A 26,820-nucleotide genomic window follows, 5' to 3' on the forward strand; every position below is an offset into this window, starting at 1 on the left:
CGATTGGTTCAACTAACAATCAGTGGAAAACCCCCGCTGATTGAAGTTTCACTTTATAAGGAGGCATTTAAAGTGATTGTTGAAGAAATTATGAAAACGGATGTCACGGCTTTGTCAAAAGAAGACACTATTGCCGATGCCATAAGAATTATGAGTGAAAAAAGAATCCGGCATTTGCCAATAACAGATGAAGGTGGCAGGCTCCAGGGACTTGTAACAGATAGGGATATTCGGGACGCCACACCTTCTATTTTTCATACAGAACTGTTTAAGGAAGATCTGCAGAGACCGTTAAAAATGATTATGAAGACAGATATCATCACTGGTCATCCGCTTGATTTTGCTGAAGAAATTGCTGCGGTTTTTTATGAGCAGCGGATTGGCTGCCTTCCCATATTAAACGATAATAAGCTGGTTGGGATTGTCACAGAAACCGATTTGCTTCATACATTAGTTCAATTGACGGGAGCTCATCAGCCAGGCTCGCAGATTGAAGTGAAGGTGCCGAACAAGGCGGGCATGCTGTTTGAAATCGCTGAAGTCATTTGCAAAAGGAAGGCAAATATCCAGAGTGTCCTTGTATACCCTGACAAAACAGATGATAAATTTAAAATATTGGTGATAAGGGTACAGACAATGAATCCTACACTTGTAGTAGAAGATTTGAAAAAAGCAGGCCATCACGTTTTATGGCCAAACATGCCGGGGATTTCACTATGACACATGATTCAGTATTTGTTTATTCTGAAGACCTGCTGAATTACAAATTCGGCAAAAATCATCCTTTTAATCAGATAAGGCTGAAGCTGACACTTGATTTGCTCAAAAATATAAATGCCATCGATGACTGTCATATTATCCCGCCGCGCCAGGCTTCGGATGAAGAGCTTCACTTGATTCATGATCCAAATTATGTGAATGCTGTCAAGCTTGCCGGCCTGGGACAGCTTCCGGAGGAATCATGTGAAAACTATGGTCTTGGGACTGAGGACACACCCGTATTTCCCAATATGCATGAAGCGAGCTCCCTTATAGCAGGAGGCACCCTCGCAGCCGTTGATGCCGTTATGAGCGGACGTGCTAAGCATGCACTGCACCTGGGTGGAGGCCTTCACCATGGTTTTAGGGGAAAGGCCTCGGGATTTTGCATTTACAACGATAGCTCAGTAGCCATAAAATACATACAGGAAAAGTATAAAGCCCGTGTTTTGTATGTAGATACTGATGCTCATCATGGTGACGGTGTCCAATGGTCATTTTATGATGACCCGGATGTATGCACCCTATCAATTCACGAAACTGGCCGATACCTTTTTCCCGGTACCGGAAATATCAATGAACGGGGACAAGGGAAAGGATATGGATTCTCTTTCAATATTCCCGTGGACGCTTTTACTGAAGACGACTCCTGGCTGCATGCATACCGTACAGCTTTTCGGGAGGTTGCGGAGTTTTTCAAGCCTGATGTAATACTGACGCAAAATGGTGCTGATGCCCATTATCTTGATCCACTTACCCATTTATCATCAACTATAAAGATCTATAGGGAAATTCCGAAATTAGCTCATGAAATTGCCCATGAATATTGTGGCGGGAAATGGATTGCAGTCGGCGGTGGCGGTTATGATATTTGGAGAGTTGTTCCCCGGGCATGGGCCATGATTTGGCTAGAAATGACTGAAAACTCTAACTGTTACGGCAATATCCCGGTGGAATGGATAAACATGTGGAAAGAACACGCACCTGTGCCTCTTCCCCTTGAATGGGATGATCCGGCTGATTTATATAAGCCTATCCCCCGTAAAAGTGAAATTACTGAAAAAAATGCCCGGACAGTGGACAAGGTTCTTTACCCCATCCGGAACAAATCAATGACAGAGTCTATATAAAAAAGTAACTGGCCGGCAACATCCGGCTGCAATTTCTTCATGTAAATAAACAGGTCTGGCTAATGCCGGACCTGTTTATTAATTGTTCTCTTCATTAAATTTCGGATCAGAAATAATGATTTCAACACGCCTGTTTTTCTCCCAATTCTCCGGTCCTGAATTGGGAACGATGGGACGGGTTTCCCCGTAGCCGACAGCCATAAATCTGTGGCTGTCTAGTTTATGTCCTTCTGTTAAATATCTGATTACTGTACTGGCCCTGGCAGCAGATAACTCCCAATTGGATGGATACCTGTATGTAGTTATGGGCCGGTCATCAGTATGTCCTTCCACCTTCACCAGGTTGGGCATTTTTGCTAACAGGGTTCCTACTTTATCCAGGAAAGGGAATGAGCTCTCTATCAGACTGGCATCCCCTGATTCGAATAAAACCTGTTCCTGCAGGACGAGAACGACACCACGCTCCGTCCTGTTTGCCACTATAACCTTATCTAATCCATTTTCATCCAGAAACGACTGAATTTCCATTTGGAGCTCATCAAGCGAATCTGATTGCCCGCTGTCTTCTTTTTCCGTATTTTCTTCCATTTCTCCCTGATTCTCCGCTGGAATGATGGACGGCTGGAAATCAAGCACCTGTCTGTCCCGGAAGGAGTCAGATATCGCCTGAAATTTCATTAAATCAATCTGTGACATTGAAAATAGCAGGATAAAGAAAACTAATATTAATGTGACGAGATCTGAGAAAGTCACCATCCAGCCTGGGGCACCCTTGGGAGGCTCAGGAGATCTTCTCCTACGCCTCATGATCGAGCGCCTCCCCCGCGCTTACTGCGTTCTCAAGCTCTCTCCGTTCCTCAGAGGATAAAAAGGCACTCAGCTTCTCCTCCAGAATTTTTGGATTTTGACCGGATTGAACACCGATAACACCTTCAATAATGATTTCCTTTAAAAATACTTCCTTCTCTGTCTTTAAAGCCAGCTTTGCTGCCATCGGCAGAAAAATAAGATTGGCCAGAAGTGAGCCATATAATGTAGTCAATAAGGCAATGGCCATGTTTGGCCCAAGAGTGGAGGGATCATTTAAATTTTTCAGCATCAGAACCAGACCGATCAGGGTTCCTATCATTCCCCATGCCGGAGCATACTCACCCGCTCTTTCAAGAATGCTTCTGCCTTTTCTGTGCCTCTCTTCCATCGCCATTATTTCGGCATTCATAATGTCAGTAATGACATCGGGCTCTATACCATCCACAGCCAGATAAATGCCTTTCCGAATGAAAGAATCTTCGACTTTCTCGACTTCAGCCTCAAGCGACAACAGCCCTTCACGCCGGGCACGCTCAGAGAGTTTGACAAAAATTCCAATCAGCTCGCCAACGCTTTGTTCTTCACTGGAAAAAACCTGCTTAAAAACGGTGGCCATATGCCTGATATCTTTTAACGGAAAACTAACAAGCAGCCCGGCTATTAATCCGCCTAAAACAATAAGGATTGAAGAAGGGTCAACAAATGATAAAAACCCATCTGTTCCTCCATTCCACATAATCCCAAAAATGAGCATAGCCAGGCCCACCAATAACCCTGCAGGTGTTAACATATCGAACTTTCTCATACTCTCTCTCCCTGATCCGCTGCATTATCTAAAAATTTCAGTATAAAATTTGACAGAAAGAAACGCCTTTCATATTAAGGCGTTTTTCTTTCTTCCCTTGTCTAGCTGCAGCGCCTAGCCCCTCGAGGCACTTCGCTCCAGATGCTGAAGTCAAAGAACGACATCAACTTCTGGCCTCCAGCGCTTGTCGGGGCTGGTTGAGGCGCTTCCACTTTTCTTTTATATCGGCATATTTTCTATTTTGTTGAGCTTCGTTCTTCAATTCGATGTGGAAGTACAACAATTTGCTCATCGACTGATTCTTTATTCATAAGCTTTGTAAGTAATCTCATGGCAACCGCACCGATATCATACAATGGCTGTACCACTGATGTCAGTTGAGGACGTACCATTAAAGTCAATCTGGTATTGTCTGAACTGATGACCTCAAAGTCTTTAGGTACATCATACCCTTTATCCTCAGCCCCATGGACGATTCCCAAAGCCATTTCATCAGATCCTGCAAAAATAGCAGTTGGACGAGGTTCAGCCTCAAGCAGTTTTTCAAAGGATTCTATACCTGAATCGTACGTATAATCTCCTTCAACCACCAATTCATCACGGAAGGATACTTCAGCTTCTTCCAATGCACGCTTATAGCCTGCAAGCTTCTTTTCCTGATTAATCGGCTCGCGGAGGGGTCCTACCACAAGAGCTACATCTTTATGGCCTTTTTCAATAAATGCCTTTGTGACATCAAATGCTGCCTGTTCATAATTAATATTGACTGATGGAATTTTGCCCGTTTCTTCAATAGAGCCGGCCAGTACGATCGGAACAGGAGACTTTTCAAACTCTTCTACAAGCTCCGACGTAATGTTGCCGCCCATGAAGACTATTCCATCCACCTGTTTACCAAGCATAGTATTAAGCAAGTGCAGCTCTTTTTCGATATTCTGATCGGAGTTGCTGAGAATGATATTGTATTTATACATTGTCGCAATATCTTCTATGCCCCTTGCCAGTTCTGCAAAAAAGGTGCTGGAAATATCGGGAATGATCACACCGACTGTAGTGGTTTTTTTGCTTGCCAATCCTCTCGCAACCGCGTTGGGGCGGTACCCAAGCCGGTCAATGACTTCCATTACTTTTTTTCTGGTTGCGGGTTTAACATTCGGGTTGCCGTTTACAACACGAGAAACCGTTGCCATTGATACATTCGCTTCTCTTGCCACATCATATATTGTTACATTCATTACTGACACTCCTTCTTTAATTAGCGGTCACTTCTATTACTTTATATTTTACAGCAACACGACATAACCTACTCATTTTTTATCCTAATTTGTGAGTGGTTACACATGTACAATTATGTATCTAATCATACGACAGTCCAGGAATTGCCGCAATGTCAAGGCTTATATTTCTGAAAAAAACTTAAAATTTCACTTTACAAGCGAAAAAGAGCCCTCTGCAATTAGCGAAGGGCTCTCCATATTTTGAAATAGCTCCATTGATGCTGAATCAGAATGCGAGAAGGCTCTTATCCCGATGGTCACACTCTTAGCAATGCTGAAGATTGAAGTTCAGACATAAAATGGTCAAATTGATTTAAGTCCATTTGCTGTGCTGAATCTGAAAGGGCAACAGCCGGGTCAGGATGGACTTCTGCCATTACGCCATCTGCGCCGATTGCCAGTGCTGCTTTTGCTGCGGGAAGAAGCAAATCTCTGCGGCCAGTTGAATGTGTAACGTCAACAAGTACAGGCAAATGTGTTTCCTGCTTAAGGATTGGCACTGCCGAAATATCCAGTGTATTGCGTGTTGCCCGTTCGTAGGTGCGGATTCCGCGCTCACACAAGATGATCTGTCCGTTCCCCTGGGACATGATATATTCCGCTGCATTAATGAATTCTTCGATTGTAGCTGCAATCCCGCGCTTTAAAAGAACTGGCTTATTTACAGCACCAGCTGCTTTTAATAACTCGAAGTTTTGCATGTTTCTTGCACCGATTTGAATAACATCAATATAATTTACAGCTGTTTCAATATCATTAGGGCTTACAATTTCAGAAATAACTGCCAGATCGTATTCATCTGCCACTCTTTTTAAAATCTTCAGGCCTTCTAGGCCAAGACCCTGAAAATCATATGGCGATGTTCTTGGTTTATATGCTCCTCCGCGAAGAAGCTTAAGCCCTTTCGCTTTAACAGCTTCAGCAACAGTTGCTACCTGCTCATAAGATTCAACTGCACATGGGCCAAAAACAAGATGAGGATTGCCATCTCCTACTTTTTCACCTTTTAAGTCCACAATTGTGTTTTCAGGCTTCTTTTTGCGTGAAACAAGAAGCGCTTTTCTATGATCATCTTTTTGAAGTTCAAGGCCTGCTTTGAAAATTTCCTTGAACATATGCTCAATTGTTGAATTTTCAAAAGGACCGTCATTATGCTCTTTTATCAAATCCAGCATTTTGCGTTCTCGGACAGGATCATAACGATAAACCCCTTGTGTTTCCTTTACTCTTCCGATTTCTTGAACAAGTTCTGCTCTTTCATTGATTAAAGCTAAAAGCTGAAGATTCAGCTCATCCACTCGATCACGAAGTTTATCTAGTTCATTATTGCTCATTTCCTGTCCCTTCCTTTCGAATCTCAATTTAGGCCGTGGCTGTTTCAGGATGCATGCACAAAGCCCGCATTTAAATGCGCACCGAGTTAAGCATTTCCATCTTTCTCTTTTACGGCCTCTGGATATGTGATACATTTTTTATAATTAGGGTTATTATATATGAATTATTCAGACATGTCACGAAAAATTTCTTTATTAATTAAACGCTTTTAAGTAGTAAAGTGAATTTATGGCATATTTAAGCATTCTATGACAATTTAAAAAGAAGGTGTATTGCTTTGGACGAACAGAAAAAGCTTTTTGCACTGGATATCGGTACTCGCACGGTGGTCGGAATTATCCTGGAAGAAGACGGCGGCCAATACCATGTGAAAGACATCGTAATTAGGGAGCATGCAGAGAGGGCCATGCTCGACGGCCAGATCCATGATGTTCCGGCTGTTTCAAGAATTATAGCAGAAATCAGGGATGAGCTTGAAGTGAAACACGGCCCATTAAATAAAGTTTGTGTAGCAGCAGCAGGCAGGGCATTAAAAACGGAAAGATCTAAAACATCGATCACCATTAAAGGAAAACCGATGATGCAAAAGCAGGATATCCTTCACCTTGAATTAAGTGCGGTTCAGCAGGCGCAGGCAATAGCTGCAGAAAAGCAGGCAACTGAAAAAAGCTATTATTACTATTGTGTTGGATATTCGGTTTTATACTACCGTCTTGATGGTGAAGAAATCGGCAGCCTGATTGATCAGCAGGGGGATGAAGCTTCTGTCGAAATCATTGCTACCTTCCTGCCCAAAGTTGTAGTGGAGTCACTCATCTCGGCTCTTCAAAGGGCTGGCCTGGAAATGGAAGCCTTAACACTGGAGCCAATCGCAGCTATTAATGTCCTTATCCCTCCTTCAATGAGAAGGCTGAATGTGGCACTTGTTGATATCGGCGCCGGAACATCCGATATTGCCATAACAGATTTGGGCACAGTTACTGCATTCGGAATGGTGCCTGTTGCAGGCGACGAGATCACCGAAGCCATCAGTGACCAGCTTCTTCTGGACTTCCCTCTAGCCGAAAAGGCAAAAAGAGACTTGCATGTATCCGATACGATTACTGTCACAGATATTCTCGGTTTCCAATCCGAAATCAGCAGAGAAGAGACAATTGAAAAAATCTCTCCAGCGCTTGAACGTTTGACAAATTCCATCTGTGAGGAATTATTGCGGCTGAATAACAGGCCGCCAAAAGCCGTTATGCTGGCAGGAGGCGGGAGCTTAACACCCGGACTTCCTGAAAGGATAGCGAACAGATTAGGCCTTCCGGCAAACAGAGTTGCAATTAGGGGAATTGATGCTATCAGCGGGCTGAATTTACCGGAGTATACAGACCCGGGCCCTGAGTTAGTCACTCCAATAGGAATCGCAATTGCCGCTAAAAAAGCACCGGTCCAATATTGTACAGTTTACGTCAACGATCAGCCTGTCCGGCTATTTGAGGTTAAAAACCTGACAGTCGGGGATGGTCTGCTTGCAGCAGGCATTAAAATGAATAAGCTTTACGGGAAACCCGGACTTGCCATGATTATCAATTTAAACGGGCAAAACATTACGATCCCGGGAAGCCATGGAGAAGCTCCTGTCATCACACGCAACAGCCTCCCAAGTGCTTTGGATGAAGAAATCAAATCAGGGGATAGCATATCGGTATCAAAAGGGCGTGACGGATTGCCTGCTGAAGTTTGCATAAAGGATTTAATTGATGAAGTTCCGGAAAAGTCTATCACTATTAACGGAAAGCCGTACACAATTCATCCTGCCATTACCTGTAATGAAAAAGTTGTCTCGCTCAAGCGGATTCTTGCTGATCGGGATAAAGTAGAGTGCAGGATTCCGGAAACTGCTGAAGAAATCTTAACAATTTTAAATCTAAATAATTTATTAAGCGAGCTTAAATCCTTTCGAATCACCATTAACGAAAAAGAGACTTTTCTTCCGCGCCATTCCGGAAAGCTTTATAAAAACGGACTTGAGGTGAACTGTCAAAGCATAGTAGAGGATGGTGACAATCTTCGAATTGAAAAAAGAAGGACTCTGACTGTAAAGGAATTAGCAGATATTAAGCAGCTGGCACTTCAGGAGAGCATCCCGGTTATTTTTAACGGCAAGAAAATAGAGCTGACCAGAGGATTACTAGAATTTCAGAGGGAAGGAGCTGTCCTCACCGAAGATGACGTGATTTCTTCTGGAGATGCGATTACAATCCTGAAAAAACCCAGGTCCCCCTTTATTTTTCAGGATATATTCAGCCATGTTAATGTTGATATGCCTGCTTCTTCTTCCGGAGGCTTTGTACTTTTGAAAAATGGGGAAAGAACATCTTTTCATGAATCTGTAGAGCCTGGTGATCACCTTAAAATTGTTTGGCCTTCCGTAAATAATAAGCGTTCAACTATTAAATACAGCTAAAAATTAAAACCCATCCGATTGGATGGGTTTTATCTGTTTTCCTTTACAGTATTCAAAAGGGAGTCATATGTAATCTTCCAATGTGATGCATGCCATACAACATCTCCATTATTAAACAGAATTGCCTGAGGCGACTCATGTTTAATATGAAAAGCTTCTGCAATATGATTGGACAAGGGGCGATCCTCCTGAACAACTAAGTAATAAGCATTTACATCTGTATGCTCTTTTACAAAACTTTCATATTCTTCATACGCTGCACTGCTCACAGGGCATGTGGAACTGTGTTTTAAAAGCAGCAGCTGCTCTCCTGATTCTACCGCTTGATTAAATGCTTCATGACTATCAAATTTTTTCATTTTTCTTGCCTCCCCAACTAAGCAAGGCAAAGCCTCGCTCTTTTAAAATTAAACAACGGTGAAGTAATCGTACCACTTCACCGTTGTTTAAACAAATAGTTTAATTATACTTTTGCTCGGTTTCGTCAAAAGCTTTTTTCGTTTCTTCCAGCTTCATTTGGATTTCCGCATCATTGACTGGCGCGTTTCCTTCTGCCTGGAATGTTTCGTTATTGATAGCTTCTCCCTCTTCTTCGGATGTGCCGTTTACAGAAGCTTGTCCATTTTGATAGTCTTTTAAGTTTTTCACTTTATTTACAAGCTCATTGGATTGCTTCGTCACTGTTTGAGTTAACACATTTGTTTTCTCTTTTGCAGCATTAGCCAGTTCAGTGCCTTTTGTCATAGCTGTTTCTCGGTACTGACCTGATTTTTCTTTTAAGACGGCCGCTTTTTCGCTTAAATCATTCTGAAGCTCTTTACCTGACTTTGGAGTCAGGAACAAGGCGGTAGCTGCGCCAACCATGCCTCCTATAAGAGCACCAATCATAAAATCTTTCGTATTGATATTTTCCTCTGTTTTTGCCTGGTTTGAATCAAATTGATTACGGTCTTGGCTATTCATTCTCTGTTTTCCTCCTCTAAATCTAGTATCTTGCTCTTTCTCTCTGTCGTTCGGGCGGAAGCATTTGTTTCTCGCCTACATTGTACTGATAAGGGTCTTCTTTTCTCATTTTCCACTTATCCTTGATTTCAAGGAGAACATTGCTCCACTGAACCACCTGTGAGATTTTATCTTTATTTTGTTCAAGCTGTGTGTTTACAGAAGATGTGATTTTCTGAATGGATCCATTAAATTTGCGGACAGAGTCACCAACTTCTTTTACCGCAGTTACGACACTGTTCAGATTCTCAGACTTCTGCTGAATATCTGTTGCCAGTGAATTTGTTTTATGAAGCAGGACTGTTGTTTCCTTCGTGACACCGTCTAACTGTCTTTCAAGGCCTGCCAATGTGTGTGAAACGTTATCTAATGTCCCTTGCAAGGATTTTAATGTTTTTGCCAAATAAATGACCAAAACAAGGAATGCAATAGCAATGACTGCTACACTTAAGTATAAAATTATTTCCAATTCCTACACCTCCGGTTGTCTGTATACTAACTTTTTACCCAGATGCACTGCCTCTAAACCAGGAGTACATTAATAGATTCAACTTGTAAAGTCCAAATTCCTTCTCATACGGGTATTTTCATCAGTTAAAGTAAATATTAGCATATTTGGAAAAGGTTAAACAAAACCATTCATTTCGGTTACAATAATAGTTGCCGGAAAAATAAATTTAATGGAGGTATATATCCATGAAAGATCCCCGTATTGAAAAACTCGCGAAAAATTTGATTAACTATTCAGTCCGTCTTCAGAAAGGCGAGAAAATCCTTATCGAAAATTTCGGACTGCAGAAAGAATTGGTGACGGCACTGGTTAAGGAAGCATACGCAGCTGGAGGCTATCCGTTTGTATCATTAAAAGATCATCAGGTCGATCGTTCCCTGCTATTAGGAGCACAAGAAGAGCAATTCAATATGATGGCTGAATTTGAAGCAAATGTTATGAGCAAAATGGATGCATACATAGGACTGCGCTCCGGAGACAACATCAATGAGCAGGCTGATGTGCCGGATGATAAAATGAAAATCCATGGTTCAACAATTGGACAAAAGGTACATAGAGAAATCCGCGTGCCAAAAACGAAGTGGGTGGTCCTGCGCTATCCTAATGCTTCCATGGCCCAGCTGGCAAAAATGAGCACAGAGGCATTTGAAGATTTCTATTTTGATGTCTGCAATTTGGATTACGGCAAGATGGATAAAGCGATGGACAGCCTTGTGGAATTAATGAATAAAACCGAGAAAGTCAGAATCACCGGCCCCGGTACAGATCTGTCTTTCTCGATTAAGGATATTCCGGCAATCAAATGCTCCGGCCAGATGAATATTCCTGATGGAGAGGTTTATACTGCCCCTGTACGTGAGTCTGTAAACGGCGTTATCACTTATAACACACCATCTCCATACCATGGTTTTACCTTCGAAAATGTCAAGCTGACATTTAAAGACGGTAAAATTGTTGAAGCGGAAGCCAATGACAGCGAACGCATCAATAAAATCTTTGATACGGATGCCGGTGCGCGCTATATAGGTGAATTCGCCATTGGAGTTAACCCGTACATTCTTCATCCGATGCAGGATATTCTGTTCGATGAGAAAATTGATGGAAGCTTCCACTTTACTCCGGGACAATGCTATGACGAAGCATACAATGGCAATAAATCCAATATCCACTGGGATATGGTCAACATACAGCGCCCTGACTATGGCGGGGGTGAAATCTACTTTGATGATGTATTAATCCGCAAAGACGGACGATTCGTCATTGATGAACTGGAATCGTTAAATCCAGAGAACTTAAAATAGGAATTACAAGTCTATGTAAAAAAGGATGCTTCCTGAGCGGAGCATCCTTTTTATGAATTATATTTGGTTTTCGTATGCCTGCTGGAATTTTTGGATATCTCCGGCACCCATAAACATAATTACGCTTTCTTCATGATTCCTTAGGATAGCCGTTTCTTCCTCATTTAAAATTTGCGCATTAGGAATTTTATCCTTTAAGTCGTTAATCGTGAGTTTTCCATGGTTTTCCCGGGCAGAGCCAAAGATTTCACATAGATAAACTTTGTCAGCCATATTGAGGCTTGATGCAAAATCCTCTAGAAATGCCTGAGTCCTCGTAAATGTATGAGGCTGGAAAACGGCGACAACTTCCTTTTCAGGATACTTTTGTCTGGCAGCTTCTACAGTTGCCTTAATTTCTGTCGGATGGTGGGCATAATCATCAATAATTACCTGAGAGCCCACTTTCTTCTCGGAAAATCTTCTTTTCACCCCTTCAAAAGAAAGAAGCTGTTCCTGAACAATTTTCGCATCAATCTCTTCATAGTGACATAAAGCGATGACAGCTAAAGAGTTTAAGACGTTATGATCCCCATAGGCGGCAATTGAGAACGTCTCATAGAAGGTATTGCGGACAAAAACGTCAAATGTTGTCCCTTCAGTCGTCTTTACAACATTGCGTGCCTGGAAATCATTTTCGTCTCCGAAACCGTAAAATACGACAGGCACTTTAGCCTGTATTTTTTGCAGCTGTTCGTCATCACCGCATGCAAAAATGCCCTTGTTCACTTGCCAAGACATTTCCTGAAAAGCAGAGAAAACATCTTCAACATTGGCAAAGTAGTCAGGGTGATCGAAATCGATATTCGTCATAATCGCATAATCCGGGTAGTAAGAAAGGAAGTGTCTTCTGTATTCACAAGCTTCGAAAACAAAATACTCAGCTTCTTCGTCCCCTTTGCCCGTACCGTCTCCAATAAGGAATGAAGTTGGTTTTGCACCTCTCATAACATGTGCAAGCAAGCCTGTAGTGGATGTTTTTCCATGTGCTCCTGTCACTGCAATGCTTGTGAAATTCTTCATAAAATCACCTAAGAAGCGGTGATATCTCACAACAGGCAAGCCAAGCTTCATTGCTTCCTGAATCTCTTCATGCGTGTCCGGATATGCATTCCCGGCGATTACCGTCATGCCCGGCTGTATATTTTCCTTTTGAAAGGGAAGGATCTTTATTCCGGATTTTTCAAGTGCCACCTGTGTAAAAAAGTGTTTCTCAAAATCGGAGCCTTGAACCTGATAGTTCATATCATGCAGAACTTGTGCCAAAGCACTCATTCCGGACCCCTTAATACCTACGAAATGGTAAATAGTCATATAAAGAACCTCCAACCATCGTATATCTGTAAAACAGTATATGACATATATCTAGTTTTGCGCATATCCCCTTAGAAGACATGCTTCCGTGACTGTGCTGCTATGCTGTTTCGCTGTTATTATATAATCTTACACTTTAATGTATTGAAACATTATATCATTAATCGATTTTAAAAACTATGTAACGTATTGCCAGCTATTTTTTCCTAACGCTCTTTACATATAAATTGTTTTTTCGGTTAACAATGTTGTCCGTTGATTTCCGCTCCCGGATGCTCAGCGAACCGCGGGGCGGGCGGTAAGCCTCCTTAACGCTGCGCGTCTTCGGGGTTTCACCTGTCCCGCTGCTCCCGCAGGCATTTGAATAAGCTTCCTTGAGTAAACACCGCACGAATATAATGCGATAGCATTTTCGAGGATCTCGCACCTTCCGCCCCAATCAACTCAGCAAATAATATATTAAAAGCAGCAAACCTTGTGAAAACATCTAAAATATTTCAGGAAGGCTGAGCTGTATAGCTTTACGGAAATAATGTAAATTCGGCATTCAGCCTTCCATATTCATTAGTTTGCTCTGTTATTCAACCTTTTCAAGTCGGGGGTTGGGGCGGTAACGGCGTCCTGCCTTGGCTGCGTGCTTGCCGTCTATCATTACATTATCTCCCGTGAACCCAATGGTGATCTTAAGAAGGCTGCTTCCCACACCATAAGTATCAACCGGAACACCTTTTTCTTCAAAATCACGGATTCGTGATTCGGTGAAACCTCCGCTCACCACAATCTTCACATGGCCAAAACCTTCATCATCAAGCGCTTTTCTTAAAGCAAAAATTAGTTCAGCATTGACTCCCCGCGGGTCAAATGTCCCCAGGACATGCTGATTTCTTAAAAAATATTGATCAATCATTGTTCTGGATGTGTCAACCCGGACACCTTTTAGCTCATCGCCAAATGCCCTTGCGACTTTCAGAGAGTCAGTGATTGCATCATTGTTATAATCTACCAGAGCAACTAAATCGTCTTCTGGAAACGTCTCCTGATAAGCCTCAGCAGCCGCAACGATATCTCCCTCAAACATTTGAATCAGTGCATGCGGCATTGTACCCATGCCCTTTTTGCCCCACCATTCGTTCATGGCATGAGTAGCCTGGGCTGTTGCACCCCCAATATAGGCTGCATATCCATCACCTGCCTGGGTGGTATAATGATCATCCCGGTCCCCCATGAAGATAACCTGTTTTTGAACACCGGAAACTCCTGCTGCTTTTACCACATTGTAGACATTTGTGGCAACCGAAGTTCTTCTGGCCAATATGCCGTCAATGATTCCTTCGAGATAGCCGAAATCCTGATATCTTCCTGTTATGGTCATTACTGTTTCAAAGGGTGAAATCTTGTCACCATCTTTTAATGAATGGATTTCCAGATCATCCGGACGGTCCGCAAATGTTTTTAACAGCGCAATGACTCCATCCGTACCGCATAGTACGGCATGATTTTTTTGAAAAAACTGCATGGTTACAATTTTATCAACGTGATATTTCTTAACAATTTCTCTGGTCTTTAGGAAGTAAACCGCTGAAAACCAGCCATCTCTTACACGTTCATCAAATTTAAAAGTCTGGTTTGTCAGACGCTTTATTTCTCCCTTAACCTTCATTTCAATTTCCTTCATCCCAAGCTCCTTACAAACATGAAAGAAAGCAGGTTTGCCTGCAGACTTGGCGTTGCAAGGAGCAGGCCTCTAAGCCGGCAGGATGCCAGCTTATGAATGCTTTCTTTGTTATCGTAGTAGTTATTTCATATTATTTTAAACATGCAAGTAAAGAATACCATGGATTAATTTAATGTACTAGTGTCTTGTATGGATTCAAGATCAGCTGCAGTAATGAGGACATCCCTTGGTTTGCTTCCTCTATTTTCTGAAATGAACCCTTGTTTTTCCATCATATCAATCAGCCTGGCTGCCCTATTATAGCCTATTTTAAATCTTCTTTGCAGACTTGAAGTGGATGCAGATCCCTGATCAACAACAAACTCGCATGCTTCAAAAAACAATTCATCCTCTTCTTCAATGGCTTGGGCTTTTTTCAGAAGTTCTTCCTGCTCAAATAAGTAATCAGGTTCTTGTTCCCTGCGTACATGGGCTACTACATCATCAATTTCTTTGTCTGAAACAAATGTCCCCTGGAGCCTGACCGGCTTTGAGGATCCATTTTCCAGGAAAAGCATATCTCCCCTGCCCAGGAGCTTTTCCGCTCCGCTTATATCGATGATTGTTCTTGAATCAATTTGGGATGACACGGAGAATGCAATCCTTGTTGGTACATTCGCTTTGATTAAGCCGGTAATAACATCTACGGAAGGCCGCTGGGTTGCGATAATCAGATGCATTCCGCATGCACGGGCTTTCTGTGCAATCCGGCAAATAGCTTCTTCCACATCTGCCGGCGACATCATCATCAGGTCTGCCAGTTCATCAATCACAATGACCATATATGGAAGCTTCTCTGAATATTGCTGATGCTCTTCTGCCAGCTCATTAAAACGGTTTATATCCCGCACACCGGCATGGGCAAATAATTCATATCTGCGCTCCATTTCCTCTACAGCCCACTTCAAGGCAGCTGTTGCTGCTTTTACATCGGTAATAACCGGGCTGACCAAATGAGGAATACGATTATATGGTGCAAGTTCGACCATTTTCGGGTCAATCAAAAGAAGCTTCAGTTCATCCGGACTCGCCTTATACAAAAGGCTTACCAGGATCGTATTGATACAGACGCTCTTCCCTGATCCCGTTGCACCGGCAATTAAACCATGCGGCATTTTCCTTAAATCCGTCACTATGGGCTTTCCTGATATATCAAGCCCAAGCACAGCCGTCAATGGGGAGCTGCCATTCTGGAACTCCGGTGTGTTTATAATTTCACTGATAAATACCGGACGGCTGCTCTGGTTTGGAACCTCAATGCCGATTGTATGCTTTCCTGGTATTGGTGCCTCGATCCTGATATCCCTCGCTGCCAGACTAAGCTTTATATCATCCGAGAGGTTCGTGATTTTATTCACCTTGACCCCCGGTTCAGGCTGCACTTCAAATCTTGTGACAGAAGGTCCTTGCGTAACATTGACTACCCTGGCCCTGACATTGAAATTCTGCAGGGTGGAGTTTAACATCTGTTCCTGTTCGTAAAGCCAATCAGAAGCTTCATCCATGATTACCGGGGGTGTCAGTAATGTCCGGGAAGGAAATTGGTAATAGGAAATGTCATCTTCCGCCCGATATATCTGCTGTTCCTTCATTCTGTCCGATTCCTGCGAGGGCGAATAATCCTCAATCCTTTCTGCTGAAGCAGCAGCCTCCTGGATGCTCTCAGATGGAAACATCGCGATATTATTTTTTTTTTCATCCGCCGGCTTTGGTGCTTTCATCTGCTGGTTCAATTTTTTTCTGTCATTGTTCAGCATAATGACATTGAATGGGATTGACCCTCTGGAAGAAGACTTTTCTTCTTGAACATTTTTTTCCTGCACTGGATTTGACACATCTTCATTCTCTGATTCTATGTTTATATCCTGATTTAATTGACTTTCCTCTGTGCCCTCTTCAGCCTCTGGCTCAAGGATCGCATGAGAATTCAAATCATCCTGTCCGGAAAGTTCTGCTGTGACTGCTGTGACTTCTGTGTATTCTTCTGTTTCTTCTTCATGAAGAGCTTCTTCAATCATGTTTGCTAGTGATCTGCTGACTTCAGATTTTTTTTCATGATCAATGCTCTCTTCATGGTTTGAAAATTCATTGCCGGCTGGTCTGGAAGAACCTGGATGGCTGACAGGTTCCGGCTCCTCCTGCCATGCTGCATGTGTTTCCACTTCATAAGTTTCTTTTTCCTGTTTTTCCTCCGGAACTTCAAACATTAATTCAGATGCTTCACCTATTTTATATTTTTTTGCTGCCGGTTCCTCTGTTTCCAGTGCAGCAGCCTGTCCCTGGAAAGCTTCCAGCTTATCGGAAAGGACGGTTTCTCTTTCTTTTAATGAATCAGCCGCAGTCATCTTCGGCCGATTAGGTGGAGTCTGCTGAATTTTGCGCATAACCTCATCGTATGTAATTTCCCTGCGGTTATTGTCCTGTTCCCCATTCCCTGATTGATCCTTCGGAGTGTTTGAACCTGGTCTCTTAAACCCATATATCGGGGATGGAATTTCTGTTAGCTGGAAAGGCCTTTTCTTATTGGCAGCCTCTCTTTCGTTGCGGGTCAGTATTTTTTCTTCACTTGCAGGTGATGGCACAGTCTTTTTTTGCCGCTCCCTTTCTGCGGAACGGGGCACCCTTTTTTCATGAAATGGAGAATCTGCTGGTTTTCTCTGCCGCTCCGTTTCCCTTCCCCTCGGATGCCGTGTTTCAGGTGTTTCTTTAACCGTCTGCCCGCGGGAATGATCCTGTTTTTGCTGCCTGTTATTTTCCCGTGCTGCTTCATGGTCAGGTATGACCGGAAAACGGAATTGACCTTTAGGGTATTGATAAACTACTTTAGCATCTACATCTCTTGAACTTTCTTTTGTACTTTGAGAAGCAGGCTGATTCTTATGGCTTCGCTCATCTGCATGATCTTCAAATTCCTCATATTCTTCTTCATTATCTTTAAACATATGGAACAGCTTCTTAATCCAGCTCATTTATATCAACTCTTTCTATCAAAAACTTTGTTAGACTATCTATATTATTTTAGCAGTTATTCACAGATTTTGAATAAGAAATCCGAGAATGGGTCCTTTTAAAGGCAGAATGGGTAAATTTACAAACAAACGAAAGGCTGCAGACATACTTTCGACTCAGAGGAGTTAAAAGATTCATGTGTACAGACATCTGACTCCTTTCACAGTACTGTTTTACTTTTTAATAGAAATAATTGATTGTTATATGATTCGAAAATAATTTATCACTCCTGGGGGTTTATTTCCCTTTTTTCAGGATCGGCCAGCCGTTTAACAAAAAGGCTCTTTTCGTATAAATTGGTGTATTTTCACCTATCGGTGTTGCCCGTTGATTTCCGCTCCAGGATGCTCGCTTTCCGCGGGGCAGGCGCTGAGCCTCATCGACGCTGCGCGTCTGCGGGGTCTCACCTGTCCCGCTACTCCCGCAGGAGTCTCGCACCTTCCGCTCCAATCAACTCAGTAAATAATATACAATTAGCAACAAACCTTGCGAAAACAACCAACAAAAAAAGACCACATTGATGCGGCCTTAAAAAGCTATTTCTTTTTATTCTTACCCAAAATAAATATGGGTTCAAACTCTCCATTCTCGTATAGAAATGAAAGGGACGTGATGGGCACTCTGCCGCTCGCAAAGAAACTCATAGTCATCTGGGCGAGAACGTCATAACCTGTTTCATTTTTTATATCAGCAATAATTAATACATCCTGATGAGGAACTGCAACTGCCATGGTTCCTTCTGTTTTCCTGCTCAATTCTTTGATGAACGAATCATTCAGTATCCTGCTTGCATCATATCCATCATTCTTATTTAAGAAATAGAAAGTATTGCCTGCTACAGTATCTGATTTCAGATCTGTAGAGAGAGATCTTACATTAAAAAGAGCCGTTTCTTTAATTCTTTCGGGATCCCATCCCTCTTTTTCCATTAGCTGTGCATCAATAAGTCGATACGTTTTACCGAGGTCAAGGGCATAATAGATCCGGGTTTCAGCCGTGTGTTCATCTGTCAAAAAAGGAACGCCTTCCTGTGATTCACCTGGAAAAGAGGTTGATCGGATGACCGGAAAAATGTTTCTTTCATGCCCGGACAAATGGGCATCCTCCGCCATTGCTTCTAATCCTTCCTCAACATAATATACGACCTCGTCAATTGCTTTCTCCTTATGCTCCTGCCATTTAGCAATTATACCCGGAAGAGTGATGGTAATCCCTTTTCCAGTCTCTCTATTTTCAATTCTGAGCTGGTCCTTTTCCCTGTCAAAAGTAAAAATCCGATTCTCTTTTGCTAAGCGCTTCTCCAATTCATTTCTCATTTTTCTGCTATCCATTTTCATATATAAGCCCCTCCTTTTGGGGATTGATTTCCGACTATCATTTTACACTAATAAACCCTCCTGCTCAAAAGAGATGCAGGAGGGTCTAAAAGCGGAAGCGCCTTGCCCACCCCCGACACCTCGAGGGGGTGGGCTGCTTGCGCTAGACAGTTATCAAAGTAGAGATATGAACACTAAATGTACACAGGCCTAGTTTTCCAGAGTTTGAATAAAGTTCTCGATTTCTTCCTGTGTTTTGCGGTCTTTGCTGACAAAGCGGCCGAGCTCCTGGCCGTCCCTGTATCCAATGAAGCTCGGAATGCCAAAGACATCAAGTTCAATGCAAAGATCAATGAATTGATCGCGGTCTACATAAACGAAATTATAATCACTATATTTTGCTTCAATTTCAGGCAATATTGGTTCAATCACCCGGCAATCAGGACACCAGTCTGCTGAAAACATGAAAATGTGTTTCCCGCTGCTGCGCATCTCGTTAAATTGCTCTGCTGATTCCAATTTTTTCATTTTCTTTCGCCCCCTGTGCTGATATGCATGTCTCCATATTGGATCCAGCCTTTTTTCCTCATATATTCAGATAATATCAGGCTGATGAGAGCGGGTCCAATAATATGCAAGACGATGACCTTCATCCAAACGTCCGGGCCAAAGCCCATCGTGGTAAAAGTCATAATCTGGCCAACAAGCCCGCTTGTACCCATCCCCGCCCCTGCAGCATTATTCTCCATTAGCCAGATGGTCGTGCCAAACGGTGCAAGGATTGCTCCTGCGATTGTAGGCGGAATAAGAATGCGCGGGTTTCTGATAATATTAGGCACCTGCAGCATGGATGTTCCAATTCCTATCGCAATTAAACCGCCCATTTTATTTTCCCTGTAGCTGCTCACAGCGAAGCCGGCCATTTGTGCTGCGCAGCCAATCGTGGCAGCTCCTGCTGCAACTCCGTGCAGATCAAGCATAAGCGCTATGGCAGCTGAAGAAATGGGAGCCGTCAAGGCAAGCCCCATTAATACCGCCACAATGATGCCCATGAGGATCGGCCTTTGCTCTGTACCCCACATGATCAGACTGCCAAAGCTCTTCATTCCATAATCGATCCCGGGGCCAATTAAGGTTGAAACCATATATCCTGCCACAATTGTAACAAGCGGCGTTACGATGATATCAACTTTTGTTTCCTTACTGACCAATTTCCCAAGCTCTGTGGAAATAAGAGCTGCAGCGAAGCTCCCTGCCGGACCTCCTAGAGCTGCGCCTGCAGCCCCGCTGGCAATTGCTGAAAAGATAACAAGCGGCGGCGCATTAAGTCCGTATGCAACTGCAACACCAATTGCAGGGCCCATCAGCCCCATAGCCAGGGTGCCCATATCCTTCAGGTATTTGATATCAGTCTGTTCACCGATTGTCTTAATAATCAGCCCAATGATCAGCGAAGCGAACAATCCAAGTGCCATGCTGCTAAGTGCATCTATAAAATAGACTTTAGGTGAAAGGGTTACCCCTTTTCTATTCAGAAAAGCTCTCATTATTTTCCCCCTATGTAAAAGTTCTGCAACTATAAGATAACACATGTAAAGACACTTGTAATATAAAATCTTTTGTATTCTTATTGTTCTTTATAATAGGGGTTTTCTATCATAATTTATGAAAAAAAAATACTTAAAATAAAGCAAAAATAAAAACGAAGGACATCGCCCTTCGCTTTAATTCTTCACCTGGACAGAATTAGCTATCTCCATCATTGCAGCGGCTTCAGAGGTTAAATTTCTGGTTGCAGCCTGCGTTGATAATTTTACTCCACCAATCCCCACTACCAATTCATGTTCGTCTTTTTTCCCGCTGTTGATTAGCAGGAAACCATTATGTCCCTCTTTTGTAAACGTCTCTTTAACTTCATATTCATCTTTTTGCTTTAGTGTAGCCTCATACACAACCTTACTGTCCGGACCTTCATGCTGGTTGTAAAAAAGGATATATCGTTTCGAGCCATTTTTTAAAATGATGTTATTTGGGCTTTCCTCTTCTACTTCGTAGCCGAAAGGCAAATAATATTCTATATCTTCAAACTTATGATTTGTCTTTTCAGGTGATTGGTTAAATGCTTCCTCTGCAGCATTCTTTGCGGCGGTTTGCTCTTCTTCCAACGATGCTGAACAGGCACTGAGCAGTATAAATGAAATAAATAAGAGCAAGGCTGCGGTGAATCTTTTACTCATTCTATCGTCCCCTCCTTGCAAGGATTCTCATATCCTTCCCTATCATACATTTCTTCTTAATAGTCTGACAACCCTTCATATCAGGATTGGAGCCTTTTCACTGCGTTACTTCCTAGAAGAAATGTTAAAATATAAGAATATTGCATAAAGGAGGAAAAAAGAATGGAAATAACCGTTTATTTAGCAGGTGAAATACATTCCGATTGGCGCAATGAAATAAAGGAGAAATCGAAATTACTTCAGCTGCCGGTTCATTTTACAGGTCCTATGGAAAATCATGAACGTTCTGACATGATTGGTGAGGAAATTCTCGGGAAGCAGCCGGATGCAATCTTCCGTGATGAAGCCGCTTCAAGCATCAATAACTTAAGGACACAGCTTCTTATGCAAAAATCAGATCTCGTGATAGCTTTGTTTGGTGAAAAGTATAAGCAATGGAACACTGCCATGGATGCAAGCGCAGCTGCATCTCTTGGAAAGCCGCTGATCCTTATCCGACCAAAGGAACTTCACCATCCTCTAAAAGAGCTTTCAAGCAAAGCAAATGTTACAGTTGAAACTGTCAGCCAGGCATTGAAAGTTTTGTCGTACATATTTGAAACCGAATAGAAAAAGGGGGTAGCGCTACCCCCTTTTTCTATATTCATATTGACCGATAAGCAGCTTCATGACATGTGAGAACATGTCAGCACGATCGATCCGCCCATTTGTAAAAATTCCAACTGCCCCTTCATTTTTGCGGACGTTTTCTTTTTTTGTGTAATCATCCATTACAGGGCCCAGTTCTTTGCCGGCTAATAGCCTTTCTGCAACACCTACAGGAAGAGGAATCCTGGCTCCGCCTGCAATAATCGGAGGCTGTCCTTTTTCCGCCAAAGCCCCCCAATTACAGAGAAAAAGCCCAAATTCTGTTTTCTGCACACCGCCCTCTAATCCAATGCCGATTTGTCCTCCGGAACTTTCAATTGCTCCATAAGCTCTGTTGATGGCCCCTTTAATGGTTTCTTCATCCGAAAATGGCTGATCGTTCACTCCTGATGGCACATCTTCGGACATAATGTCAGCTTCATAATCACTAAAGGCAGCATGTACTGCCGAAATCTTTGCAGGATTTTTTGAACCAATGATGATTTTCATGAGAGCTCCTTTCATTTGACAGGAAAAAGAGACAGCACCTGCTGTCTCATCTGATTAACTGTTTTGACGGATGGTTTCTACTGTTGAACGGTCACAGGCCTTTACAAGTTTAACAAGCAATTCTTTTGCCGCTGCATAATCGTCGACATGCACGATGGATGCATGTGTGTGAATATAGCGGGAGCAAATGCCGATTACTGCACTTGGAACACCTTCATTGGATATATGAACTTTTCCGGCATCTGTGCCGCCTTGCGAGACGAAATACTGATATGGGATGTTGTTCGTTTCGGCTGTATCCAGTACAAATTCCCTCATGCCTCGGTGCGTTACCATTGAACGGTCCAGTATCCGCAGCAGGGCTCCTTTGCCTAAGTGTCCGAACTCGTTTTTATCCCCTGTCATATCGTTGGCAGGACTTGCATCGAGCGCAAAGAAAATATCAGGATTAATCATATTCGCTGCTGTCTGTGCACCTCTTAAGCCAACTTCTTCCTGAACTGTTGCTCCTGAAAAAAGGATGTTGGGAAGAGCTGCATTCTGGACTTCCTCTAATAGTTCCACGGCCAAACCGCATCCGTAACGGTTATCCCATGCTTTCGCAAGAATTTTCTTTTCATTCGCCATTGGTGTGAATGGACAAATCGGCAGAATTTGCTGTCCTGGCTTAATGCCTATTCTTTTGGCATCTTCACGGTCATCCGCCCCAATGTCAATCAGCATATTCTTTATTTCCATCGGCTTGCTTCGCTTGGCTTCGTCTAAAAGATGCGGAGGAATGGAACCGATAACTCCTGTCACTGGTCCATGATCTGTAATAATTTGTACTCTTTGTGCCAGTAAAACCTGACTCCACCAGCCTCCCAGTGTCTGAAAACGGATCATGCCATTATCTGTTATGCTGGTAACCATGAATCCAACTTCATCCATATGTCCTGCTACCATTACAGTCGGGCCATTTTCATCGCCTCTTTTAACTCCGAAGATGCCTCCCAGCTTATCCTGAACAATTTCATCTGTATACTGGCTGATTTGTTCGCGCATGAATTTCCGGACTAAATGCTCGTTTCCAGGTGCTCCCGGCAACTCTGTTAATGTTTTAAAAAGCTGCAAAGTTTTTTCGTTCATGTATTCTTCTCCTTTTTAAATCAATAGATTGGATATGTATAATCTCATTTTACAGAACTTTCATACGCCTTTCCACCATTTCAGACAGGAAACTTCGATTGACGAAATGCAATATTTATTTTAGTCCCAGCCTATTTTTGGTAAGATAGAATTGGAAAACAGAAAATTTTAATAATGAATTGCTTATATCGTCAGCCTGGGGAGGTGCAAGTATGAATTGGAAATCTTTTATGTTAGGTGTAGGAGTTGGTTTGGCAAGCGGATACGCAGCAAAGGAATTTCTTTCGCAGAAAACTGCCGTTTCTCCGGAAAGAGCTTTAGCTAATGCAAAGGATGCATTTAAACAGGAAGGTCCGATAAGCGGATCATGGATTCAAATGAAAGCTGAACCTTATGAAAAGGGCCATTTAAAATATCAGGTTTATAAGGGCGGCATTTCAAGATTTTCGGGTGAGGAAGCCGAGCAGTATGAGTTCATTGCCGATGCAGAGACTGGAACTATTTTGGACGTATTCCCACTGCATTAATCATCAGCTGGCGAGTTGTATTAAAAAATCCCCGGATGGGGATTTTTTAGTTTATATTCTTTTCGACTTTCTCAAGCATATTTCCTGCTTTATCCCACTTGACTGCCCTGTAAAAAGCATCGTGGTAAAAAGTGAACCATGCATTTTTTTTCATCCCGTATTCCATCCATTTTTCCTTGGCGCTGATGGAATCCATTGGGTAGTCATCGTAAGCGAGGACCCATAAAACATTTGCATGGGCATGTGTTGGCATGATATCAGCCATATGAATGACAGTATCGTCTTCATCTTCAATGACAAGGATGGAATGTCCATCACTATGGCCGCCTGTATGCACCATTTTAATAGGGCCGAGCGTCCACTCCCCATCAAAAACTTCTACCTGTTCCTGAATGGACTCCCAGTTTTCTTTCCAATATGTATTCCTTGAGCGGATATTAGGATTTCTCATTTCTTCCCATTCCACCCGTGATGCGATGATTCTGGCGTTAGGATATACAGAAGAGAACTTTCCTTCTTCCGGTGTTGTCAGTCCGCAGGCATGATCAAAATGAAGATGCGTCATAAGGATATAATCGATATCCCCTGGGGATAAACCGTGCTCGGCTAAATCCTGCTCAACAAAAGACTCTTCAAGCGCTCCGAAATTCCTCTTCTGCTTTTCATTCAGTTTCCCGTTTCCCAGACCCGTTTCGACTAAAATATTCTTACCGTCAAATTGAATAAGAATGGGATCTGTTCTCAGCTCGATCTGATTATTTTCATTGCATGGATATCTTTTCGACCATAAAGGCTTCGGAACCACTCCAAACATGGCTCCGCCGTCAAGATATGTGACACCGCCGCGAAGCCAGGACAGCTTTATGTTCTTTAACTTCAATGTTTCCATAATTATCTCCTCCATTTAAGTTTTCTGAGCAAGCGCTCGCTTTCCTCTTACCACATCATAACATTTAAGCGCTTACTTTTAGAAATATTTAAATTATTTAAGTGAAACCAATAAAAAAAAGCCTATCCACAGGGATAGACTGGTTTATCTGTATTGCACTTCACACCGGAAGATACGGCTCCCCCTTGATGAGAACTTTTCTTCATATTCGGTCATGATGTTTCCTTCATAATCACTATTGTGAAGGTCGAGGCTTACAAATGTCAGCAGCATGCCATAATCGGAAAAACTCATTAGAGAAGATTCAAACAGTCCCTGGTTATCAGTCTTGAAGTGGATTTCTCCTTTATCCACAAGAACATCTTCATAAATCTCCAGGAAGCTTCTATAAGTGAGCCTGCGTTTTGCATGACGCTTCTTCGGCCATGGATCTGAAAAATTGAGGTAGACACGATTGACTTCGCCTTTTTCAAAGTAATCCCGAAGGTCATTTGCGTTCACATTCAAAAGCTTTATATTTGGAAGCTCCTCCTCAATGATACGATCCAGAGCGGTGACAATCACGCTTTCAGCCAGCTCGATTCCAATATAGTTGATATCCGGGTTTGCTTTTGCCATGCCAGTTATGAAACGTCCTTTGCCTGTCCCAATTTCTATATGAAGAGGCTGTTCTTTATCGAATGCTTCATTCCACTTTCCTTTATATTTTTCTGGTTCTGAAATTACGTATTGAGGATATTCCGCTAATTTATCCTTTGCCCATGGTTTATTTCGCTGTCGCATATTGACACTCCTAAAAATTAATATCGTTCAAACAATATCATGCCCATCCCGGTGATGCAACTTTATTTTTATGGAGATCTGCTAAATAGGTTCATCCCTTGCTTGCAGTTTAACCCAATGGCATTTAAACACTTAAATTAATCCGCCCATGAATAAATAAAAAAGGAATCCACAACCTAAAAGTGAATTCCTTTTGCTTTTATTTTCAGATTCAATAGAAAGGGTGTTTTTCATGCCGCTTGGACACCAGGATCAATTAAATTTATTAAAAGATATCTTAAGCAATCATCAGACAGATTGCTGTGGCTCTATTTCAGAATGTGAACAATTGGAACGCCTGGTAAAATCATTAATGATAAATGGAAACATTAATCAAAACGTAAAAACAGTATTAGAAGAAATTTATGAATACAGTCAGCACGGGATCAATTCTTCCCAATTGGATACTCACATTGAATCCCATCAGAATGATTTATCACAATGGGTACAGGATATTGATCAATTTTCTTAAATCTCAAAGAAGCTCATCCAGGTAAGAAAGCCACTTGTCCATTTCCTGGAACCTGAATTTATTTTTATGCCATTGGATAGATGTCAGAGTCTGTGCAATCACATACCATTTCATGCGGAGCAGCAAATCATCTGTCAATTGAACACCATACCGCTCAAGCCAATTGGGCCATTCTTCTTTAGGAATATACCAGTACAGCAGCATCCCCAGATCGATGGCAGGATCTGCTATCATGGCTCCATCCCAATCAATCAAGTACAGCTGGTTGTTTTCCGCAAGCAGCCAGTTGTTATGATTTACATCGCAGTGGCACACGGTATTTTCTTCACAGTGGATATGCGAAACTTCTTTTTTCAGGAAATCGACTGACTGAATAACAGCAGCCTGCTCCTTCAGATCACAATCCAGTTCTTCCTCTATCAAATGCAAAAGAGTTTCAGGCTGCAGGGGAGACTTCCCCATTCTTGTCAGCATACCAAGAAGCGGCTTTGAAGAGTGGATTTTCCTCAATAGCTTTGCCACGCTTTCCCGGTTCATGTCAGAAGCTTTCAGCTCCCGTCCATTAAGCCATTGCTGGGCAGTTATAACGTCCCCATTTTCCATTCTTTTTGTCCAGATAAGTTTCGGGACGATTCCTTCCGCAGATAGAACCGCCAGGAAAGGAGAAGAGTTTCTTTTTAGAAAAAGCCTCTGCTCATCGTTCTTTGCATAAAAAGCTTCCCCTGTAGCCCCTCCGGCGGGAACAATCTCCCAGTCATGTCCAAATAAATGTTCCAAAATTGTTCACCTGCAATTTAGTAAGCCATTGTAGAAAAGCGCAAGCGCCTTGCC

General features: G+C 42.5%; 26 protein-coding genes. 7 read left to right on the forward strand and 19 right to left on the reverse strand.

Annotated features, from left to right (window positions below; genetic code table 11):
* Positions 1–72 precede the first annotated feature (72 nt).
* Positions 73–720 (forward strand): acetoin utilization AcuB family protein, encoded by a 648-nt coding sequence (locus PBF_RS13465; RefSeq protein WP_035330448.1) that lies wholly within the window; start codon positions 73–75, stop codon positions 718–720.
* A complete protein-coding gene (locus tag PBF_RS13470; protein WP_035330342.1) occupies positions 717–1,889 on the forward strand; it encodes an acetoin utilization protein AcuC in 1,173 nt (390 codons plus the stop codon). Before PBF_RS13465 ends, PBF_RS13470 begins: the two co-directional genes overlap by 4 nt.
* Before the next feature lie 78 nt (positions 1,890–1,967).
* Here PBF_RS13470 and motS read toward each other — a convergent pair whose 3' ends face one another.
* The 4 genes from motS to PBF_RS13490 form a co-directional block, all read right to left on the reverse strand.
* On the reverse strand, positions 1,968–2,696 hold the full coding sequence (gene motS / locus PBF_RS13475; protein WP_035330343.1) for a flagellar motor protein MotS: 729 nt from the start codon (positions 2,694–2,696) through the stop codon (positions 1,968–1,970).
* Positions 2,686–3,504, reverse strand: coding sequence for a flagellar motor protein MotP (gene motP, locus PBF_RS13480; RefSeq protein WP_035330344.1), 819 nt, complete (start codon positions 3,502–3,504; stop codon positions 2,686–2,688). The genes motS and motP overlap by 11 nt, the downstream gene beginning before the upstream one ends.
* 236 nt (positions 3,505–3,740) lie before the next feature.
* Positions 3,741–4,739, reverse strand: a complete 999-nt coding sequence (gene ccpA, locus PBF_RS13485) for a catabolite control protein A (RefSeq protein ID WP_035330345.1) — start codon at positions 4,737–4,739, stop codon at positions 3,741–3,743.
* Between the two features lie 299 nt (positions 4,740–5,038).
* The gene (locus PBF_RS13490) at positions 5,039–6,115 is read right to left on the reverse strand and encodes a bifunctional 3-deoxy-7-phosphoheptulonate synthase/chorismate mutase (protein ID WP_035330346.1); all 1,077 of its coding nucleotides are present in this window, start codon (positions 6,113–6,115) and stop codon (positions 5,039–5,041) included.
* Between the two features lie 278 nt (positions 6,116–6,393).
* Between PBF_RS13490 and pilM the strand changes: the two genes are divergently transcribed.
* Entirely contained in the window at positions 6,394–8,571 is a 2,178-nt protein-coding gene (pilM, locus tag PBF_RS13495) for a cell division protein FtsA (RefSeq protein ID WP_035330348.1), read from the forward strand.
* A gap of 29 nt (positions 8,572–8,600) precedes the next feature.
* On the opposite strand, the gene ytxJ is transcribed toward pilM, so the two are convergent.
* The 3 genes from ytxJ to PBF_RS13510 all read right to left on the reverse strand — a co-directional run bounded on the left by ytxJ (position 8,601) and on the right by PBF_RS13510 (position 10,042).
* Positions 8,601–8,930: a bacillithiol system redox-active protein YtxJ gene (ytxJ, locus tag PBF_RS13500; RefSeq protein WP_035330349.1), complete on the reverse strand. Its 330-nt coding sequence runs from the start codon at positions 8,928–8,930 to the stop codon at positions 8,601–8,603.
* 100 nt (positions 8,931–9,030) lie between these two features.
* On the reverse strand, positions 9,031–9,534 hold the full coding sequence (locus PBF_RS13505) for a YtxH domain-containing protein (protein WP_035330350.1): 504 nt from the start codon (positions 9,532–9,534) through the stop codon (positions 9,031–9,033).
* A 22-nt stretch (positions 9,535–9,556) separates the two neighbouring features.
* Entirely contained in the window at positions 9,557–10,042 is a 486-nt protein-coding gene (locus PBF_RS13510) for a DUF948 domain-containing protein (protein WP_035330351.1), read from the reverse strand.
* 227 nt (positions 10,043–10,269) lie between these two features.
* Between PBF_RS13510 and PBF_RS13515 the strand changes: the two genes are divergently transcribed.
* A complete protein-coding gene (locus PBF_RS13515) occupies positions 10,270–11,385 on the forward strand; it encodes an aminopeptidase (protein WP_035330352.1) in 1,116 nt (371 codons plus the stop codon).
* 57 nt (positions 11,386–11,442) lie between these two features.
* On the opposite strand, the gene murC is transcribed toward PBF_RS13515, so the two are convergent.
* The 7 genes from murC to PBF_RS13555 form a co-directional block, all read right to left on the reverse strand.
* Positions 11,443–12,738: a UDP-N-acetylmuramate--L-alanine ligase gene (murC, locus tag PBF_RS13520; RefSeq protein ID WP_035330353.1), complete on the reverse strand. Its 1,296-nt coding sequence runs from the start codon at positions 12,736–12,738 to the stop codon at positions 11,443–11,445.
* Between the two features lie 577 nt (positions 12,739–13,315).
* Positions 13,316–14,413: a nicotinate phosphoribosyltransferase gene (locus PBF_RS13525; protein WP_035330354.1), complete on the reverse strand. Its 1,098-nt coding sequence runs from the start codon at positions 14,411–14,413 to the stop codon at positions 13,316–13,318.
* A 164-nt stretch (positions 14,414–14,577) separates the two neighbouring features.
* Complete coding sequence (locus tag PBF_RS13530; RefSeq protein WP_035330355.1) at positions 14,578–17,421, reverse strand: DNA translocase FtsK; 2,844 nt, start codon at positions 17,419–17,421, stop codon at positions 14,578–14,580.
* Positions 17,422–17,997: 576 nt separating this feature from the next.
* Positions 17,998–18,798, reverse strand: coding sequence for a DUF1444 domain-containing protein (locus PBF_RS13540; protein ID WP_035330357.1), 801 nt, complete (start codon positions 18,796–18,798; stop codon positions 17,998–18,000).
* Between the two features lie 189 nt (positions 18,799–18,987).
* Positions 18,988–19,305: a thioredoxin family protein gene (locus PBF_RS13545; RefSeq protein WP_035330359.1), complete on the reverse strand. Its 318-nt coding sequence runs from the start codon at positions 19,303–19,305 to the stop codon at positions 18,988–18,990.
* On the reverse strand, positions 19,302–20,324 hold the full coding sequence (locus PBF_RS13550; protein WP_035330360.1) for a PTS transporter subunit IIC: 1,023 nt from the start codon (positions 20,322–20,324) through the stop codon (positions 19,302–19,304). The genes PBF_RS13545 and PBF_RS13550 overlap by 4 nt, the downstream gene beginning before the upstream one ends.
* Before the next feature lie 177 nt (positions 20,325–20,501).
* Positions 20,502–21,014 carry a hypothetical protein gene (locus PBF_RS13555; RefSeq protein ID WP_035330362.1) on the reverse strand — a complete coding sequence of 171 codons (513 nt, stop codon included), beginning with the start codon at positions 21,012–21,014 and terminating at the stop codon, positions 20,502–20,504.
* 162 nt (positions 21,015–21,176) lie between these two features.
* Between PBF_RS13555 and PBF_RS13560 the strand changes: the two genes are divergently transcribed.
* Complete coding sequence (locus tag PBF_RS13560) at positions 21,177–21,623, forward strand: YtoQ family protein (protein WP_035330363.1); 447 nt, start codon at positions 21,177–21,179, stop codon at positions 21,621–21,623.
* Between the two features lie 15 nt (positions 21,624–21,638).
* On the opposite strand, the gene PBF_RS13565 is transcribed toward PBF_RS13560, so the two are convergent.
* Together PBF_RS13565 and PBF_RS13570 are read right to left on the reverse strand one after the other, a co-directional pair.
* Positions 21,639–22,151, reverse strand: coding sequence for a DUF84 family protein (locus PBF_RS13565; protein ID WP_035330364.1), 513 nt, complete (start codon positions 22,149–22,151; stop codon positions 21,639–21,641).
* 54 nt (positions 22,152–22,205) lie between these two features.
* Positions 22,206–23,279, reverse strand: a complete 1,074-nt coding sequence (locus tag PBF_RS13570) for a M42 family metallopeptidase (RefSeq protein ID WP_035330365.1) — start codon at positions 23,277–23,279, stop codon at positions 22,206–22,208.
* Positions 23,280–23,491: 212 nt separating this feature from the next.
* On the opposite strand from PBF_RS13570, the gene PBF_RS13575 reads away from it, so the two are divergent.
* Positions 23,492–23,806 carry a PepSY domain-containing protein gene (locus PBF_RS13575; protein WP_035330366.1) on the forward strand — a complete coding sequence of 105 codons (315 nt, stop codon included), beginning with the start codon at positions 23,492–23,494 and terminating at the stop codon, positions 23,804–23,806.
* Between the two features lie 46 nt (positions 23,807–23,852).
* Here the strand turns inward: PBF_RS13575 and PBF_RS13580 are convergent, their stop codons facing one another.
* On the reverse strand, positions 23,853–24,695 hold the full coding sequence (locus PBF_RS13580) for a YtnP family quorum-quenching lactonase (protein ID WP_035330367.1): 843 nt from the start codon (positions 24,693–24,695) through the stop codon (positions 23,853–23,855).
* 144 nt (positions 24,696–24,839) lie between these two features.
* The gene (gene trmB, locus PBF_RS13585; RefSeq protein WP_035330368.1) at positions 24,840–25,478 is read right to left on the reverse strand and encodes a tRNA (guanosine(46)-N7)-methyltransferase TrmB; all 639 of its coding nucleotides are present in this window, start codon (positions 25,476–25,478) and stop codon (positions 24,840–24,842) included.
* Between the two features lie 232 nt (positions 25,479–25,710).
* Here trmB and PBF_RS13590 point away from each other — a divergent pair, with 232 nt between their 5' ends.
* Complete coding sequence (locus PBF_RS13590) at positions 25,711–25,989, forward strand: YtzH-like family protein (protein WP_035330369.1); 279 nt, start codon at positions 25,711–25,713, stop codon at positions 25,987–25,989.
* Positions 25,990–25,992: 3 nt separating this feature from the next.
* Here the strand turns inward: PBF_RS13590 and PBF_RS13595 are convergent, their stop codons facing one another.
* Positions 25,993–26,766, reverse strand: coding sequence for a phosphotransferase family protein (locus PBF_RS13595; RefSeq protein ID WP_035330370.1), 774 nt, complete (start codon positions 26,764–26,766; stop codon positions 25,993–25,995).
* Positions 26,767–26,820: the final 54 nt, after the last annotated feature.

It is taken from the genome of Cytobacillus firmus DS1 (assembly GCF_000565285.1).
Classification (GTDB): domain Bacteria; phylum Bacillota; class Bacilli; order Bacillales; family Cytobacillaceae; genus Cytobacillus; species Cytobacillus firmus_A.

Excerpts from the sequence above, each read along its gene's own strand:
- PBF_RS13575 (WP_035330366.1), top strand. The coding sequence starts at position 23,492 with ATGAATTGGAAATCTTTTATGTTAGGTGTAGGAGTTGGTTTGGCAAGC.
- PBF_RS13545 (WP_035330359.1), bottom strand. The coding sequence starts at position 19,305 with ATGAAAAAATTGGAATCAGCAGAGCAATTTAACGAGATGCGCAGCAGC.
- ytxJ (WP_035330349.1), bottom strand. The coding sequence starts at position 8,930 with ATGAAAAAATTTGATAGTCATGAAGCATTTAATCAAGCGGTAGAATCA.
- PBF_RS13565 (WP_035330364.1), bottom strand. The coding sequence starts at position 22,151 with ATGAAAATCATCATTGGTTCAAAAAATCCTGCAAAGATTTCGGCAGTA.
- motP (WP_035330344.1), bottom strand. The coding sequence starts at position 3,504 with ATGAGAAAGTTCGATATGTTAACACCTGCAGGGTTATTGGTGGGCCTG.
- PBF_RS13560 (WP_035330363.1), top strand. The coding sequence starts at position 21,177 with ATGGAAATAACCGTTTATTTAGCAGGTGAAATACATTCCGATTGGCGC.
- PBF_RS13570 (WP_035330365.1), bottom strand. The coding sequence starts at position 23,279 with ATGAACGAAAAAACTTTGCAGCTTTTTAAAACATTAACAGAGTTGCCG.
- PBF_RS13515 (WP_035330352.1), top strand. The coding sequence starts at position 10,270 with ATGAAAGATCCCCGTATTGAAAAACTCGCGAAAAATTTGATTAACTAT.
- PBF_RS13530 (WP_035330355.1), bottom strand. The coding sequence starts at position 17,421 with ATGAGCTGGATTAAGAAGCTGTTCCATATGTTTAAAGATAATGAAGAA.
- PBF_RS13540 (WP_035330357.1), bottom strand. The coding sequence starts at position 18,798 with ATGAAAATGGATAGCAGAAAAATGAGAAATGAATTGGAGAAGCGCTTA.
- PBF_RS13470 (WP_035330342.1), top strand. The coding sequence starts at position 717 with ATGACACATGATTCAGTATTTGTTTATTCTGAAGACCTGCTGAATTAC.
- murC (WP_035330353.1), bottom strand. The coding sequence starts at position 12,738 with ATGACTATTTACCATTTCGTAGGTATTAAGGGGTCCGGAATGAGTGCT.
- PBF_RS13505 (WP_035330350.1), bottom strand. The coding sequence starts at position 9,534 with ATGAATAGCCAAGACCGTAATCAATTTGATTCAAACCAGGCAAAAACA.
- PBF_RS13525 (WP_035330354.1), bottom strand. The coding sequence starts at position 14,413 with ATGAAGGAAATTGAAATGAAGGTTAAGGGAGAAATAAAGCGTCTGACA.
- trmB (WP_035330368.1), bottom strand. The coding sequence starts at position 25,478 with ATGCGACAGCGAAATAAACCATGGGCAAAGGATAAATTAGCGGAATAT.
- PBF_RS13490 (WP_035330346.1), bottom strand. The coding sequence starts at position 6,115 with ATGAGCAATAATGAACTAGATAAACTTCGTGATCGAGTGGATGAGCTG.
- ccpA (WP_035330345.1), bottom strand. The coding sequence starts at position 4,739 with ATGAATGTAACAATATATGATGTGGCAAGAGAAGCGAATGTATCAATG.
- PBF_RS13550 (WP_035330360.1), bottom strand. The coding sequence starts at position 20,324 with ATGAGAGCTTTTCTGAATAGAAAAGGGGTAACCCTTTCACCTAAAGTC.
- motS (WP_035330343.1), bottom strand. The coding sequence starts at position 2,696 with ATGAGGCGTAGGAGAAGATCTCCTGAGCCTCCCAAGGGTGCCCCAGGC.
- PBF_RS13580 (WP_035330367.1), bottom strand. The coding sequence starts at position 24,695 with ATGGAAACATTGAAGTTAAAGAACATAAAGCTGTCCTGGCTTCGCGGC.
- PBF_RS13590 (WP_035330369.1), top strand. The coding sequence starts at position 25,711 with ATGCCGCTTGGACACCAGGATCAATTAAATTTATTAAAAGATATCTTA.
- PBF_RS13555 (WP_035330362.1), bottom strand. The coding sequence starts at position 21,014 with ATGAGTAAAAGATTCACCGCAGCCTTGCTCTTATTTATTTCATTTATA.